Source organism: Helicobacter acinonychis (assembly GCF_900461455.1).
GTDB lineage: Bacteria > Campylobacterota > Campylobacteria > Campylobacterales > Helicobacteraceae > Helicobacter > Helicobacter acinonychis.
On the sequence record NZ_UGIA01000001.1, the window covers coordinates 566,337 to 582,930 of the forward strand.

Here is a 16,594-nt window from a genome sequence, read left to right on the forward strand (position 1 = left end):
AAATTTTAAGTTTTAGGGGTGTTTTTCTTAAGAATTTAGGTTTTTTGTAGCATTATTATGTTATTATTATGTGAAATGTAGACTTTTAGAAGGAAAAATGTTGTATGAAAAAGTTTGTAGTGTTTAAAACACTCTGTTTATCGGCAGTGTTAGGTAATAGTCTTTTGGCAACAGAAGGTAATGCGGATGTGCAGAAGCAATTGGAAAAGCCAAAAGAGTATAAAGCAGTGAAGGGCGAGAAAAACGCTTGGTATTTGGGGATTAGCTATCAAGTCGGTCAGGCTTCGCAAACCGTTAAAAACCCTCCCAAAAGCAGTGAGTTTAACTACCCTAAATTCCCTGTGGGTAAAACCGATTATTTAGCCGTTATGCAGGGCTTGGGGATCACTGTGGGTTATAAGCAGTTTTTTGGAGAAAAGCGTTGGTTTGGCACACGTTATTATGGCTTTATGGATTATGGTCATGCCGTATTTGGAGCGAATGCTTTGACTTCAGATAATGGCGGAGTGTGTGAACTTCACGAACCGTGTGCAACCAAAGTAGGGACTATGGGTAATCTATCCGATATGTTCACTTATGGTGTGGGTATTGACACTTTGTATAATGTCATCAATAAAGAAGATGCGACTTTTGGATTCTTTTTTGGAGCTCAAATTGCGGGTAACTCTTGGGGTAATACGACAGGGGCTTTTTTGGAAACCAAAAGCCCTTATAAGCACACCTCATATAGCCTTGATCCGGCGATTTTCCAGTTTCTTTTTAATTTAGGGATTCGCACCCATATTGGTCGGCATCAGGAATTTGACTTTGGCGTGAAGATTCCTACCATTAATGTTTATTATTTTAATCATGGGAATTTGAGCTTTACCTACCGCCGTCAATACAGCCTTTATGTAGGGTATCGTTACAATTTCTGAGATTTGTTTTTTCTCTAATTGAATTTTCAATTAGAGCTTTCTCCATGAGCCACCGCTTTCTTTTGAAGCATTTTTAAAAGTTTTTTTGAAAATTAGAATTAAAATCTTTTTGATCATGTTATGATAGCTCAAATATTTAACAAGGATTAAGCATGTTGTATTCCTCTAAAATCCAATCCCTTTCAGAATCCACAACGATCGCTATTAGTACGCTCGCTAAAGAATTAAAATCGCAAGGAAAAGATATTTTAAGTTTTTCAGCGGGCGAGCCTGATTTTGACACCCCACAAGCGATTAAAGATGCGGCCATAAAAGCCCTAAATGACGGCTTTACAAAATACACTCCGGTAGCTGGGATCCCTGAATTACTCAAAGCGATCGCTCATAAATTAAAAAAAGAAAACAACTTGGATTATGAACCAAGCGAAATTTTAGTGAGTAATGGTGCTAAGCAAAGCTTGTTTAATGTGATTCAAGCCTTAATTGAAGAGGGCGATGAGGTGATTATCCCTGTGCCTTTTTGGGTAACTTACCCTGAGCTTGTGAAATACAGTGGGGGAGTGAGCAAATTCATTCAAACCGATGAAAAAAGCCATTTTAAAATCACCCCTAAACAGCTTAAAGACGCCTTAAGCCCTAAAACGAAAATGCTCATTCTCACCACCCCATCAAATCCTACTGGTATGCTTTATAGTAGGGCGGAATTAGAAGCCTTAAGCGAAGTGTTAAAAGAGACTAAAATTTGGGTGCTTAGCGATGAAATTTATGAAAAGCTTATCTATAAAGGCGAGTTTGTTTCTTGTGCAGCGGTGAGCGAAGAGATGAAAAAGTGCACCATTACCATTAATGGTTTAAGCAAATCAGTAGCGATGACAGGCTGGCGGATAGGCTATGCGGCGAGCAAAGATAAAAAATTAGTCAAATTGATGAATAACTTGCAAAGCCAATGCACTTCTAATATCAATTCCATCACGCAAATGGCTTCTATTGTAGCACTTGAAGGGTTAGTGGATAAAGAAATTGAAACGATGCGCCAAGCTTTTGAAAAGCGTTGTCATTTAGCCCACGCAAAAATCAATGCAATTGAAGGATTGAATGCTTTAAAACCTGATGGAGCGTTTTATCTTTTTATCAATATCGGTAGCCTTTGTGGGGGGGATTCAATGCAATTTTGCCATGAGTTATTAGAAAAAGAAGGCGTGGCGTTAGTGCCTGGAAAAGCTTTTGGATTAGAAGGTTATGTTCGCTTGTCTTTTGCTTGCTCAGAAGAACAGATTGAAAACGGGATCGAACGTATCGCTCGCTTTGTCAAATCAAAGGGATAAAAAATTTGTATTAAAAAAGGGGGGATTTAATGTGGCGTAGTGGTATAATACAGTTTGATTTAAAAGTTTGAAAAGTGCAGTTTTCATAACTAAACTATTTTTCTAATTTTAGACTATAATACAAAAAAGGAATAAGTATGGAAAATTGGAATGAGTGTTTTATGCTTGTTATTAGCAGTGAAAAAAATAAAGAATTGTTTTCTTCTAAATTAGATAGTGGTTTGTTATCTATATTTTTTAACAAAGACAGCTCTTATAGTATCAGTCCTAACCTAAAAAATTATCTCAAAGGCAAGTGGGTATCCTAAAAATTTTTTTCAAAAAGAAGGTCTGACACCACATTAACTGAATCTATCTAAATGAAACACCCCCTAGAAGAATTAAACGACCCTATAGAGAACCTTTTGCTATGGATTGGGCGCTTTTTGCGTTACAAATGCACAAGCTTGTCTAATTCCCAAGTGAAAGACCAAAATAAGGTTTTTGAATGCTTGAATGAATTGAATCAAGCATGCATCAGCTCAAGCCAATTAGAAAAAGTTTGCAAAAAAGCTCGTAACGCTGGATTATTGGGTATCAATACTTACGCGCTACCCCTACTTAAATTTCATGAGTATTTCAGCAAATTAATCACTGAAAGACTTGCTTTTAATTCGCTCAAAAATATAGACGAAGTCATGTTGGCTGAATTTTTGAGCATTTATACGGGAGGTTTGAGTTTAGCCACTAAAAAAAATTATAGGATTGCCCTACTAGGACTTTTTAGCTATATAGACAAGCAAAATCAAGATGAAAATGAAAAATCTTATATCTACAATATCACGCTTAAAAATATCAGCGGAGTGAGTCAAAGTGCGGGCAACAAGCTCCCTACCTACTTAAATAGCGAAGAATTAGAAAAATTTTTAGAGAGCATTGATACCATAGAAATGTCCGCTAAAGTGCGTGTAAGAAACCGCCTACTCATTAAAATCATTGTTTTTACAGGCATGCGCTCTAATGAAGCCTTACAGCTTAAAATAAAGGATTTTACTTTAGAAAATGGTTGTTATACGATTTTGATTAAGGGTAAGGGCGATAAATACAGAGCGGTGGTGTTAAAAGCTTTTCACATTGAAAACCTTTTAAAAGAATGGCTCATAGAAAGGGAATTATATCCTGTTAAAAATGATTTATTGTTTTGTAATCAAAAAGGCATGGCTTTAACGCAAGCTTATTTGTATAAGCAAGTGGAGCGAATCATCAATTTTGCAGGACTCAGGCGAGAGAAAAATGGGGCGCACATGTTGAGGCATTCTTTTGCAACCTTGCTCTATCAAAAACGCCATGACTTGATTTTAGTTCAAGAAGCTCTAGGGCATGCGAGCTTGAATACGAGTAGGATTTACACGCATTTTGATAAACAGCGTCTAGAAGAAGCGACGAGTATTTGGGAAGAAAGTTGAAAAATACCACCCCTATCTATAAACAAAGCAACTAAAACCCCATTTTAAAAAATTAAAAAGTTTTTAGCTTGTTGGTTTAAAATTTTGCTTTCAAATTCTAACAGCCACTTTTTGACTTCTATGCCCCCATTATACCCACCTAAAGTGCCATTTTTACGCACCACTCTATGACAAGGCACAATCAAAGAAATAGGGTTATTGTGATTAGCGTTGCCAATAGCTCTGCAAGATTTAGGGTTATTAATGAGCTTTGCGATTTCATCGTAACTTTTTATTTTACCATAAGGGATAGTTAATAACGCAGACCAAACTTGTTTTTGAAAAAAAGTCCCTATCAGATCTAAAGGTACATCAAATTCAAAAAGTTGTCCTAAGAAATAACGCTCCAAGGCTTGAACGCTGAGTTTTAATGGGGTATTCATAGAGATAGAAAAATTTGTCGTATCAAAATCCAATCTTAATAAATGGCTCTCATTAGCACACAAATGCAAATACTCTAAGGGGAAACTCTTAGGGGTTTTAAAATAGTAGTGATATAAATCCATCAATGACTTACTCATTTCTTCTAAAAAACGACATTCTAGCCAAAGAGTTTGTATAAAACAATCAATAGCGACAAACCATACACCCCTAAAATCAAAACTTTATGCATTTTTTCATTCAAAAGCCCCATGATCCATTTAATCCCAATACTCACGCCCATAATAGAGCCTAATCCTACAACCGCCCCTGCTAACAGCGTTTCTTTATTGATGATGTGGTGATAGATTAAAGAAAAAGCTCCCGAAGTAGAAGAAAATAAGATAAAAAACAACCCCAACGCCACGCATTTTTTAGAGTCATACCCTAAAAAATAATGCATTAAAGGTACCATGAGCATCCCCCCACCAATGCCTAAAGTGATAGCGAATAACCCTGTAAGCGTGCCAATTAAAAATAATTTTAAACCTTGTAAATGATGGTGTTTAGCGTCCGTTATAGAATCTTGTTTTTTGGGCTTTAAGATAAATTGGATCATAGAATACACGACTAAAAGGGCAAAAACAACCATTAAAATCTTGCTTGAAACGATTTTTAAAATCAGTCCGCTAAAACTCGCCCCTATCAACCCCCCTACCCCTATCAATAACCCCGAAGAAAAATCAAGCGACTTTTTTTTGAAATTCAAAACAGAGCCAACGAATGATGAAAGCACCATTTGTAAAATAGAAATACCAATGGATTCTTCAAAAGAATGCCCAATTGCGAGCATGATAGGGACAATAATCATCCCTCCACCAATGCCAAAGATCCCTGATAAAATGCCCGTAAATAATCCTATCGCTATGTATAACCCATAGATATCCATAAACAACCTTTAAAGAAGTAAAACCTCTCTAAAAGAAAATTAAAAAGGAATAAATTTCACTCGCATGTTTTCTTGCAACACAACACATGCGAATCTTCATTGGGTTCGCTGACAGAAAGACCTCTTATTTCATAAGCTAATTTGAGAGACGCCAAAGCGTCATCCAAACCAAACCCCCCTTGAGTTACAATCTGTTTATAGCTTTCTGTGTGCAAATTGTCAAAACCTTGCGTGAGATTGACTTCTTCGCCCTCTATAATCATCCTGCGATAAATTTTTTCTTTGGACACTCCCATGTGTTCTGGGTTGATTGAAAAAAACCATCTTATTTTAGCATGCTCCAAAAAGAGTATCCCCCCTACGCGATCAGGCTCATCTATATTAAGAATCTTGTCTTTAACGCCTCCAAACAAATAGATCAAAGCGTCAAAAATGCTTATCCCCATATGAGTGGCTAGCCCCCCACTCTTATTCACATCCGCTCGCCATGAAGAAAAATACCACTTCCCTTGCACGCTGATATAAGTGAGCGTGATGTCAAAAACCTTGCTCGGGTTTTTTTCCAATTCGCTTTGAATTTTTTCTTTTAAAGCGATCGTATCGCAATGCAAACGCAAAGGCAAAAGGCAAAACACCCTTTTTTGGTATTTCACTTCTAAATCTTTTAATTCTTGTATTTCGCTAGGATCTAAAATTAAAGGTTTTTCACAAATCACATGCATGCCGTATTTTAGCCCAAAACGAATATAATCAAAATGCGTGTGTGTGGGCGTGCAAACGCTCAAATAGTTGATTTCTTTACCCATATTTTTAGATTGTTCTATATACTCTTCAAAATCTTCAATATCCGTAAAAAACTCCGATTGTGCAAAATACTCATCCAAAACCCCCACGCTATCATGAATATCAAAAGAGCAATCCAAAAAATGACCCGTATCTCTAATAGCCTGCAAGTGCTTAGGAGCGATAAACCCCCCTGAACCAATCATAGCAAAAAGCATTTATCTTCCTTCAAGAATTTTAATCTTATGTTAGCAAAAGATTAGCTTATTTAAGCTTATATCATTGGCAATTATGGCATTCTACCGAGCGATCCAACACACTTTTTTCATCAATGCTAGGGCTTTCGCTACGCAAATAATAAGTGGATTTTAACCCTAATTTCCAAGCGAGCGTGTAGATTTCATGCAAGGTTTTACCGCTAGCGTTTTCTACGCGTAAAAACACATTAATGCTTTGCCCTTGATCGATCCATTTTTGGCGCACGGCTGCCGCTCTGATCAAATCTTTAGCGTCAATATCATAGGCTGATGTGTAAAAATTCCAAGTTTCTACGCTTAAATTAGGCACAACGACTGGAATAAGCCCGCTCAAATTTTCTTCAAACCATTTTTTCTTATAAATAGGTTCAATTGTTTGGGTTGTGCCTACTAAAATAGAAATAGAGCTAGTAGGAGCGATCGCCATTAAATAGCCATTACGCATGCCAAAAGTTTTGACTTTTTCCCTCAAACCCTGCCAATCGCAAGCGTAATTAAAAAGCCCTTTTTCGGTGAGCTTTAAGGCTTCTTTATTCGCTTTATCAATAGGGAAAATCCCCTTACTCCATTCTGAATTTTCAAAGTCCTTATAAACCCCTTTTTCTTTCGCTAGATTCACGCTCGTATCAATCGCATGGTAGCTGATTTGCTCCATTAAAGCGTCAATTTTTTCTAAATGCTCTTTAGACCCCCAAGCGATTTTATGTTCTGCAAGCATTTGCGCTTCACCCATAACCCCTAACCCTATGGCTCTATTTTGCAAATTGGTGGCTTTGACTTTGCGGTTAGGATAAAAATTCAAATCAATCACATTATCTAATAGCCTGACCATAATCGGCACGACTCTTTTAATGTCTTCTTCAGTGTTGATCTTGCTTAAATTGATACTCGCTAAATTGCACACCGCCGTTTGCCCATCTTTGGCGATTTTAGTAGCGATATAGATTTGTTTGCCTTTAAGAATATCCGTGCTGGTGAGCTTGTTAGCGCATTTAGTGATATTACTATCTGTGGTTACCAACTGCTTTTCTTCAAAAAAATCCATAGTGCCATCGGTGTATTCTATTTGCATGTAATAGTGGTTGGGTGCGGTATTTTGAAAGATCTCCGTGCATAGATTGCTTGATCTAATAATACCTGTATGGGCGTTTGGATTGCACCGATTAGCGTTGTCTTTAAAAGCCAAGAAAGGCAAGCCGGCTTCAAAATAATTCATTAAGATTTTTTTCCATAAATCTTTAGCGTTAATGTATTCTTTAATGATTTTAGGATCTTTTTCATACTCTAAGTAGCGTTTTTCAAACTCTTGCCCATAAAGTTCAGAGAGATCCTTACACTCATAAGGGTCAAACAAAGTCCATATCGCATCTTCTAAAACCCTTTTCATGAACAAATCACACACCCAAAGAGCCGGAAATAAATCATGCGCTCTTCTTCTTTCATCGCCACTATTTTTTCTTAAATCAATGAACTCCATCACATCAATGTGCCAGATTTCCAAATACACCGCAATCGCACCCTTTCGTGTGCCTAATTGATCAACCGCAATCGCCACATCATTAGCGATTTTTAAAAAGGGGATCGTGCCAGCGCTCGCATTTTTATACCCATCAATATAACTCCCAATAGAGCGCACCAAAGAAAAATCCCAACCAATCCCCCCACCGTATTTGGATAACAACGCCATTTCCTTATAGCTATCAAAAATCCCTTCAATATTATCCGGTGTGCTGCCAATATAGCATGAGCTTAGCTGGTGCTTGGTGGTGCGAGCGTTCGCTAAAGTGGGGGTCGCACACATCGCTTCAAATTTGCTTAAGACTTCATAAAATTCCAAAGCGATTTTATTAGGTTCTTGTTCGTTTTGCGCTAAAAACATCGCAATACTCATAAACATATGCTGAGGTAATTCAATAGGGTAATTGTTGGCATCTTTCAACAAATAGCGATCATACAAGGTTTTAATCCCCAAGTAATTGAATTGAAAATCCCTTTCAGGCTTGATCTGGCTATTTAAAAACTCCAAATCAAATTTTTCCTTAAAGCCCTTAAGGATACGGCCCTTTTCTTCAGCGTTTTCAAAATACTCTTTCAAATGCCTATATCCTGTAAAACCGCTCACTTTATGATATAAATCATATAAAAAAAGTCTTGAGGCGACAAAGCTCCAATTAGGCGTGTCAATATCTATCTTATCCACAGCGGTTTTAATCAAAGTTTGTTGGATTTCTTCAGTAGTAATCTTGTCTCTAAATTGCAACCTTGCATCCACTTCCAGCTCACTTTGGCTCACGCCCTCTAAATTGTCCGTAGCGTCTTTAGTGTATTTTTGGATTTTTGTAATGTCCAAAGGCTCAATGCGCCCATTTCGTTTAACTACTGTAATCAAAACTTATCCTTAAATTTGAATTAAATCGTTTGTTTTTTAAATTCGGAATTATAATAACAAAGTGCTTAAAAAAAACTACGCCTTAAGATTTCTTGTTTTATGACTTCTTAAAAAACTTAAAATACCCATTTTCAATGTTAGTTTGAGGGGTGCGTGAAAGGCTTAAAAAACCGCTAGGAATGTCTTTGGTGATGGTTGTGCCACTGCCAATTAAAACATTAGAGCCAATAGTTACAGGGGCGACTAGCTGACTATCGCTCCCTATAAAGACATTTTCACCAATGATCGTTTGGTGTTTCTTTTTGCCATCGTAATTGCAAGTGATCACGCCAGCCCCTACATTTGTGTTTTTTCCTATCTCACAATCCCCTAAATAGCTCAAATGCCCTGCTTTAGTGCCTTGAAGTTTAGCGTTTTTCGTCTCTACAAAATTCCCCACATGGCTATCACAAATCGTGCTTTTAGGGCGTGCATGGGCAAATGGTCCCACACTGCTATTAACAATTTGGCTCTCTTCTATAACGCTATAAGCTTTAATGTGTGCATTTTCTATCAAACAAGTCCCACTCAAACGTACCCCTTGCTCTAAAACACACTCCCCCTTAAAACTCACGCCTTTTTCTAAGTAAATACTCTTGGGTAATTGCATCACTACCCCTAAATCCATAGCGTTTTTGCGTAACCTTTCTAGCATGATTTCTTCAGCCTTCGCCCTTTCTGTTTGGCAATTCACCCCTAAAAAAAACTCTTCTTCTAAGAAAATGGCATCAATTTTTTCATTTTCATTGATACCAAAAGCGGTTAAATCCGTGAGGTAGTATTCTTTTTGGGCGTTTTGGTTATGGAGTTTGGGTAAATATTTTTCTAAAAACTTTCTTTCAAACAAATACACGCCAGCATTCACGCTTTTAATGGCTTTTTCTTCATCATTAGCGTCCTTTTCTTCTACAATCTTTCTGACTTGATGGTTTTCTAAAATAACACGCCCATAACCTTTAGGATCAGCCAAATGCAGTAAACCTATGGCGTTATTGTGGCTTTTTAATAAGGGGGTGAGAGCGTCTTTAGTGATTAAGGGCATGTCTGCATTCAAGATTAAAATCCGCTCATGTTTGGTAAGAATAGGCGTTTTGTCTTCTTGCATGATAGCCCCACCCGTTCCTGAATATTTTTCCACGATTTGAGTGTGAAAAACCACTCCCTTAAAACGCTCCAACACCGCTTCTTTAATGCGTTCTTGTTGGTGGTGTAAGATAAGATGCACATCGTTACTGATTGAAAAAGCCGTTTCTAAAATATAAAATAACATAGGCTCCCCACAAAGAGTGTGTAAAGTCTTAGGCAGGCTAGAGTGCATGCGAGTGCCTTTACCAGCGGCTAGTATGATCACAGAAAGCATTAAAATCCTTCAATTTAGGGGTTATTTTAGGGAATTTTAACATGCCTTATCTTATAATTTAACTTGTTTTTCATCAAAGATTTAAGGCTAGAATTTTGCGTTTTTTAAAAATCATTTTTTTGATATTTGCTCTTATTTGTCCTTTAATGAGCACTGATAACACACTACCTAGTGTCAATCTCTCTTTAAACGCTCCCAATGATCCTAAACAACTCGTAACCACCCTTAATGTCATTGCTTTACTCACGCTTTTAGTTTTAGCCCCATCGTTAATCTTAGTGATGACGAGTTTCACTCGTTTGATTGTGGTGTTTTCTTTTTTAAGAACCGCTTTAGGCACGCAACAAACCCCACCCACTCAAATTCTTGTCTCACTCTCTTTGATATTGACTTTTTTCATCATGGAGCCTAGCTTGAAAAAAGCTTATGATATAGGGATCAAACCCTATATGGATAAAAAGATTTCTTACACAGAAGCGTTTGAAAAAAGCGCTTTGCCTTTTAAAGAATTCATGCTTAAAAACACACGAGAAAAGGATCTAGCCCTTTTTTTTAGGATCAGACAACTGCCTAACCCCAAAACCCCTGATGATGTGAGTTTGAGCGTTTTAATCCCAGCGTTTATGATAAGCGAATTGAAAACAGCGTTCCAAATCGGCTTTTTACTCTACTTGCCTTTTTTAGTGATTGATATGGTCATAAGCTCTATTTTAATGGCGATGGGTATGATGATGCTCCCGCCTGTAATGATTTCTTTACCTTTTAAAATTTTAGTGTTTATTTTAGTAGATGGGTTTAATTTATTGACCGAAAATTTAGTAGCGAGTTTTAAAATGGTGTAGCGTTAAAAACATTCAAGCCAAAAAATGGCTTGAAAGGGATTTAAAATTCATAATTCAAATACGCTGTAACAGATCTCCCTGGTGCAGGCTCTCTTCCTGTAGGGCTTGTGCCAATTCCCCTAAAATAATACTTCATGTTAAAAAGGTTATTGATTTGCAAACTCCCTGTGATTTTATGCCTACCGCTTTGCCATAAAACTGAGCTTACTTGAACATTCAACACAAAATACCAAGGCAATAACCCCACTGAATTACAACCATACTCCAACCCCCCTGTATATTTTGGGTTTAAGGGCAGGCACACGGTTTGGCTTTTAGCTTGATTAAGCATAGAACTATAAGCACGACTATAAAAATAGCTACTAATGCCAAAAGTCGTGTACTTGTAAGTATACATCATGTCAAATATAAATTGGTTAGGGCTCACATAAGGCAAACGCTTCCCTTTAATGTCAAAGGGTTTATTGACAATGCCTGTAAAATAATAAGTAATATCATCAGCGTTAGAAGTGATGCGCGCATCAATATAAGTGTAAGCTACATGAAATTGCAAACCCCTAATCGGTGCGTAATACAATTCTAATTCCACCCCTTGACTCCTAGCATTAATAGGCTGTGGGCTATAGCCTCCCGCATAATAACGATTAGCAAAAATCACAAAATAATTGGTGTTAAAGCTCAATAGATTTTTATAACTATAGCGTTGCCCCACTTCAATTTCATTAAAAATTTGATTGTAATTAGTCCTAAAAATGCCTACCATTTTATGTTGTGGGGGGATAAAACTACGGCGATAATTTGCATACCATATCCAATTTTCCACAGGTTTATAGCCAATACTAAAGGCCGGGCTCCATTCATTTTGACGCTGTTTTGTAGTCTTCCATACAGAAAAATCGTCCTTTTCTGGCTCTCTATTATTGTAATTTAAGAAAGTGTATCTAAGCCCTGGAGTCAGCACTAATTTAGAATTAAAAAGTTCTATTTTATCGCTCAACCATACCGCTGTATAGTTATTAAACATTTCTTGATTGTTAGTAGGTGTTTTAGAAAGGACAAAAGGGGGCATATGACACACGCCATCAATAATATTTGCTTTTTCACATGTGCTTTGATCCAATCTAAAATACATATCCATTGTCATAAAACGCATGCCCACATTAAAAGTTTGCTTAACTTTATTAGTATTGACAACTAAGTTTAAATTAGGTTCAAATGCATTCATAATATAGCGCCTTAAATGATCAAAGATAAAAAATCCTGGATAATTTTGATCCGTATAAACAGGACCTAATTTAGGATTAGTATTGACATTCAAAAAATTAGAATCAAATTGAAAATCCCTTGACATGTCATGCCCATAGTAACTAAAAGTGAAATCCCCCCCTATTTTATCCGTGTCCCCAAAAAAGTTTTGATACACAGCCCCCCATCGCTTCGCTCTTCCGCTTTTATTGTTATTAGGGCGGTTGTTTTGAAAACGATTTTGATTATAAGCAGCTATACCTAAAGATCCCGGATCTGCCATAAAATAATTATAGTATTGAAAAAAAGCGGTGATTTTATTGCTATCATTGATTTGATACAACGAATCTAGAATGTAATTTTGAATATTTGTAGGGCTGTTGTATCTAAACCCTTGCCCTTTGATCCAATTCGCTTGAGCCTGAATTCCAAAATGCTTATTCATCATACCCCCTGTTTTTAAATAGGTGTCAAAAAGCATGTTATTGGCTAAGCTTTTATCAAGGTTTTTAGAATTTTGATTGAAAAACCCTCCATTTTCAGACTTGCCCCAAAAAGTGGCTCTCTCACTCGCTTGACTATCCCACTTGGTAGGAATGCCTTTAGTGATCACATTAATCACGCCGCCAAAAACATTAGGACCATAACGCACGCTCTCCCCACCCTTAGTCACACTGATTCTATCCACAGATTGAAAGGTTACAGGGAAAATAGGCATGCCAATATCAACATAGGGAGCGACATAAACAGGGATCCCATTCACTAAAATCATTCCTGTATTAGAATGCCCTGAACTCCCCCCACCAAAACCTCTAACAGAAAAGCTAGGCACAGCTCCAATACCTGTAGCGTTTCTAATATGCACGCCTGGCACATTTTGCAAGGCTTCTTCAATGCTTTGATTCGCACCTTCAGTGAGTTGTTTGTTAGAAATAACCGTGCGAGATCCCATATAGTTTCTAACTTCTTTGCTTCTCCAACTTAAAGGCGCTTCTTCATTGTTGGCTCTCCCTGAAGCTTCTACTCTTTCTAGATTATGAGTTTCTACAGCATGCACGCCATGACTCAAAACAGCTAGAGAGACTAATATTCTTTTCATTTGCTAACCTTTATAAAAAATGTTACTCTTTAAAACAAGGTAAAGCTTATAATAACTATTATTATATTCAGCTTAAATTTTTGAAATCATTGCCATTTAAATTAAAGGGTTATCGCTTGATTAAAATCAAGCTTTTATTTGAATTCCTTTAAAAAAAGATTTTAGTTGCATAAAAAGCTATCAATGAAAAGAAATACGCCACAACGGTTGTAAAGATGAATAAATACGCTACAAACTTTATTCCCCCAGCTTCCCTACCAAAAGTAATGGTCGCTGCAAAACAAGGGATATAAAACATCACAAACACGATAAACGCGATCCCACTAGGCACACTGACTTCTTTTCTTAAGATCTCTCTAAAAGCGTTAGATTTTTCATCTTGATCCTCTAAAGAAAATAACACCCCCAAAGTGGAAACCACCACCTCTTTAGCCATAAACCCTGTTACAAGCGAGACGCTCAAACGCCAATCAAAATCCATAGGGCTAAAGATTTTCTCTAAATGCACCCCTGCTTTCCCCACAACGCTATTCTCTAGATTCTTTTTTTCCAATCCTATTTTTAATTCTTTTAGTTTTTCTTCTTTAGCTTCGCTTGAAAGAGCGGTATTTTTATCCACCAATAAGCTTTCTTGCTTATAAACTTTCATCGCCGCATCGCTTTTAGGGTATTGAGACATAAACCAGATTAAAACCGCCCCCATTAAAATATAAGTCCCAGCCTTTTTGAGATAAGAAAGCGATTTGGTATAGATACTAAAATAAATCATTCTAGTGCTTGGGAGGCGGTATTTAGGCATTTCCATAATAAATGATTCTGTCTGCCCTTTAAACACGCTTAGTTTGAGTAATTTGGCCATCACTAGCGCCACAACCGCCCCCAAAATATAAATGCAAAACAGCACAAATCCCGCACTTGAAGAGGGGAAAAACGACCCTACAAATAACACATAAATAGGCAACCTTGCTGAGCAACTCATAAACCCAATCACAAAAAGCGTGATCAATCGTTCGTTATAATTTTGCAAAGTCCTTGTTGCCATGTAAGCTGGCACAGAGCAGCCAAAACCGGTGATTAAAGGGATAAAGCTTTTCCCATGCAAGCCGAATTTATGCAAGATTCCATCCAATAAAAACGCCACCCTACTCATATAACCCGTCGTTTCTAGTAAAGAAATCCCAAAATACAGCACCACAATCAACGGCAAGAATGAAACCGTCGCCCCCACTCCCCCAATAATGCCATCGCCGATTAAAGACGCTAAATCTTCATTAGCCACATGCTCTTTAACGCTATCGCTTAAAAAATTAAACCCCTCTTCTAGCACTTTTTGCAACTCCCCTCCTATCAAAAAACTCAAAGAAAAAATGACAAACATAAACCCTAAAAAAATGAAAATCCCATAACGCCTATGCATCAAAATCTTGTCAATCTTGTAAGTGTGCTCAAAACTCGCATTTTGTTTGTTTTCACTGATCACTAATTTAGCGATTCTTTGAGCGCTCTGGCTGTATTTTAAAGACTCTTTAAAGCTTTGAGATTGGACTTTTATGATTTCATTATTGGTAGTATTTTGAGAATAAAGTTTGACAATTTCATCCAATAAACGCCCTGTATTCAAGCGATCTTCTTTAGATCTTGCACTCGTAGGCACACATACAACCCCCAATTCTTTAGAAAGCCTTTCTGTATCAATCTTGATGCCTTCTTTTTGTGCCTCATCCCACATGTTAAGCGCGAGCAGCATTTTTTGATTCGTGTCTAATAATTGTGTACTTAAGGCTAAATTGCGCTCTAAATTGGTGGAATCTACCACATTAAGAATGAGATCGTATTGCCCTTTTTCTAAAAAATCTTTAGTCACCTTTTCTTCAGTAGTGAAGTCATTGAGCGCGTAAGTACCAGGTAAATCAATGATAGTGATTTGATGCTCTTTATGGACTAAGCTCACTTCCATTTTATCCACGGTAACCCCGGCAAAATTCCCCACTTTCAAATGGGCGTTGCTTAAGGCGTTGATGAGAGATGATTTCCCTACATTAGGCTGACCTACAAGAGCGATGGTGATTTCTTTCATTTTGAATTTATTCTCCATTAAAGTTTCTTTAATTTTTTTGTTATATAGTTTTCCTATTAGAAATTAGCATTATAGCACTATAAGATTAATTATTATAATAAAACAAGATTGACAAATTTTTTAAAGGGGCGTGTGTGTTGTGCGTGTTTGATATAGAAACTATTCCTAGCGTAGAATTGTGCAAAGAGCATTTTGAATTAAAAGAAGATGATGATTTAAAAATCTGTGAATTGAGTTTTGAAAAGCAAAAAGAAAAGAGTGGGAGCGAGTTTTTACCCCTTTATTTGCATGAAGTCATTTCTATTGCAGCGGTCATCGGCGATGATTATGGGAAGTTTATCAAAGTGGGGAATTTTGGTCAAAAACACGAAAATAAAGAGGGTTTTATAAGCGAAAAAGAGCTTTTAGAAGACTTTTTTAAATATTTTAACGAAAAGCAGCCACGCCTGATTAGTTTTAATGGCAGAGGCTTTGATATGCCCCTACTCACGCTTAAAGCCCTTAAATACAATTTAACTTTAGACGCCTTTTATAATCAAGAAAATAAGTGGGAAAATTACCGCCACCGTTATAGCGAGCAGTTTCATTTGGATTTAATGGATAGCTTGAGCCATTATGGAACGGTTAGGGGTTTGAATTTGAATGGTATTTGCTCCATGATGAATATTCCTGGTAAATTTGATGTGAGTGGGGATTTAGTGCATACGATTTATCATAACTCTGATTTAAGCCAAAAAGAGAAAAAAGACACTATTGATAGCTATTGTCAAAGCGATGTGCTTAACACTTATTGGCTTTTTTTAAAATACGAAGTGTTGAAAGGGGCTTTAAATAAAGAGCAATACCTTGGGTTACTGAGCGATTTTTTAGAAAAATTCCCCAAGGAAAAATCTTATTCGAGCGTGTTTATTAACGCTTTAGAAAAAGAAATTAGGGAGTTTGTTTGAGATTTCACAATAACCTAATTAAACGCATTTAAAAGCTTCAATTTTTATAATCAAACATAAAACCATATTTAATTAAAATCTTAAAAAGTGGATATTTTGTATGGCTTGTGTGCTAAGAAGTTACCCCTACTCATCTCAAAAACCACGCCAAGAAGCACCGCTTGCATCTGCAAGCGTGTATTTTTTCTCGTTTCTTGTCATTGTAGCGGCTACTAGAAATAGCGAAAGCGATTGGTTATTGATGCTTGAACATTTGATTTGGTTTTTTTGATTTCTTTTGGTGGGTCGTTTGTAGCAGACATGGCATTTGGCAAAAAGGGTAAAATCTTTAAAACGCGCTTTGGAATTTCTATTGTTAGTGGTGCTTCACTATTGCTTGGCGCTTTACTAGTGCATTTATAGGGGGGGTGGCACTATCAATAGGCTGTGTGATACAAAAGATTTTTTTTGGTAAATATTGGGTGAAAGCTATTAGCAAGATAATTTATCTCTTTTCAAATCTCAATCAAGTGGGATAAGGG

General features: G+C 36.9%; 13 protein-coding genes and 1 pseudogene. 7 read left to right on the forward strand and 7 right to left on the reverse strand.

Going from position 1 to position 16,594, the window contains the following annotated elements; genetic code table 11:
• Positions 1 to 104: 104 nt before the first annotated feature.
• The 4 genes from DYI00_RS02615 to xerH all read left to right on the forward strand — a co-directional run bounded on the left by DYI00_RS02615 (position 105) and on the right by xerH (position 3,687).
• On the forward strand, positions 105 to 917 hold the full coding sequence (locus DYI00_RS02615) for an outer membrane protein (protein WP_104709273.1): 813 nt from the start codon (positions 105 to 107) through the stop codon (positions 915 to 917).
• Positions 918 to 1,069: 152 nt separating this feature from the next.
• Complete coding sequence (locus DYI00_RS02620; RefSeq protein WP_011577751.1) at positions 1,070 to 2,242, forward strand: pyridoxal phosphate-dependent aminotransferase; 1,173 nt, start codon at positions 1,070 to 1,072, stop codon at positions 2,240 to 2,242.
• Between the two features lie 137 nt (positions 2,243 to 2,379).
• Complete coding sequence (locus DYI00_RS07955) at positions 2,380 to 2,550, forward strand: hypothetical protein (protein ID WP_011577752.1); 171 nt, start codon at positions 2,380 to 2,382, stop codon at positions 2,548 to 2,550.
• Between the two features lie 51 nt (positions 2,551 to 2,601).
• Positions 2,602 to 3,687, forward strand: a complete 1,086-nt coding sequence (xerH, locus tag DYI00_RS02625; RefSeq protein ID WP_011577753.1) for a tyrosine recombinase XerH — start codon at positions 2,602 to 2,604, stop codon at positions 3,685 to 3,687.
• A 44-nt stretch (positions 3,688 to 3,731) separates the two neighbouring features.
• Here xerH and DYI00_RS02630 read toward each other — a convergent pair whose 3' ends face one another.
• The 5 genes from DYI00_RS02630 to glmU all read right to left on the reverse strand — a co-directional run bounded on the left by DYI00_RS02630 (position 3,732) and on the right by glmU (position 9,863).
• Positions 3,732 to 4,232 (reverse strand): methylated-DNA--[protein]-cysteine S-methyltransferase, encoded by a 501-nt coding sequence (locus DYI00_RS02630; RefSeq protein WP_041600195.1) that lies wholly within the window; start codon positions 4,230 to 4,232, stop codon positions 3,732 to 3,734.
• Positions 4,233 to 4,267: 35 nt separating this feature from the next.
• Entirely contained in the window at positions 4,268 to 5,035 is a 768-nt protein-coding gene (locus DYI00_RS02635; protein ID WP_011577755.1) for a sulfite exporter TauE/SafE family protein, read from the reverse strand.
• Positions 5,036 to 5,091: 56 nt separating this feature from the next.
• On the reverse strand, positions 5,092 to 6,036 hold the full coding sequence (locus DYI00_RS02640; protein ID WP_011577756.1) for a Gfo/Idh/MocA family protein: 945 nt from the start codon (positions 6,034 to 6,036) through the stop codon (positions 5,092 to 5,094).
• A gap of 61 nt (positions 6,037 to 6,097) precedes the next feature.
• Entirely contained in the window at positions 6,098 to 8,464 is a 2,367-nt protein-coding gene (locus DYI00_RS02645) for a ribonucleoside-diphosphate reductase subunit alpha (protein WP_011577757.1), read from the reverse strand.
• A 97-nt stretch (positions 8,465 to 8,561) separates the two neighbouring features.
• Entirely contained in the window at positions 8,562 to 9,863 is a 1,302-nt protein-coding gene (glmU, locus tag DYI00_RS02650; protein WP_011577758.1) for a bifunctional UDP-N-acetylglucosamine diphosphorylase/glucosamine-1-phosphate N-acetyltransferase GlmU, read from the reverse strand.
• 146 nt (positions 9,864 to 10,009) lie between these two features.
• On the opposite strand from glmU, the gene fliP reads away from it, so the two are divergent.
• Positions 10,010 to 10,705: a flagellar type III secretion system pore protein FliP gene (fliP, locus tag DYI00_RS02660; RefSeq protein ID WP_370447428.1), complete on the forward strand. Its 696-nt coding sequence runs from the start codon at positions 10,010 to 10,012 to the stop codon at positions 10,703 to 10,705.
• Positions 10,706 to 10,745: 40 nt separating this feature from the next.
• Here the strand turns inward: fliP and DYI00_RS02665 are convergent, their stop codons facing one another.
• Both DYI00_RS02665 and feoB read right to left on the reverse strand, forming a co-directional pair.
• On the reverse strand, positions 10,746 to 13,049 hold the full coding sequence (locus DYI00_RS02665; protein WP_011577760.1) for a TonB-dependent receptor family protein: 2,304 nt from the start codon (positions 13,047 to 13,049) through the stop codon (positions 10,746 to 10,748).
• A gap of 148 nt (positions 13,050 to 13,197) precedes the next feature.
• Positions 13,198 to 15,126 carry a ferrous iron transport protein B gene (feoB, locus tag DYI00_RS02670; RefSeq protein WP_011577761.1) on the reverse strand — a complete coding sequence of 643 codons (1,929 nt, stop codon included), beginning with the start codon at positions 15,124 to 15,126 and terminating at the stop codon, positions 13,198 to 13,200.
• A gap of 134 nt (positions 15,127 to 15,260) precedes the next feature.
• Here feoB and DYI00_RS02675 point away from each other — a divergent pair, with 134 nt between their 5' ends.
• Entirely contained in the window at positions 15,261 to 16,073 is an 813-nt protein-coding gene (locus DYI00_RS02675; RefSeq protein ID WP_011577762.1) for a 3'-5' exonuclease, read from the forward strand.
• Between the two features lie 163 nt (positions 16,074 to 16,236).
• A pseudogene (locus DYI00_RS02680) lies at positions 16,237 to 16,591 on the forward strand (hypothetical protein); the annotation flags it as partial.
• Positions 16,592 to 16,594 lie beyond the last annotated feature (3 nt).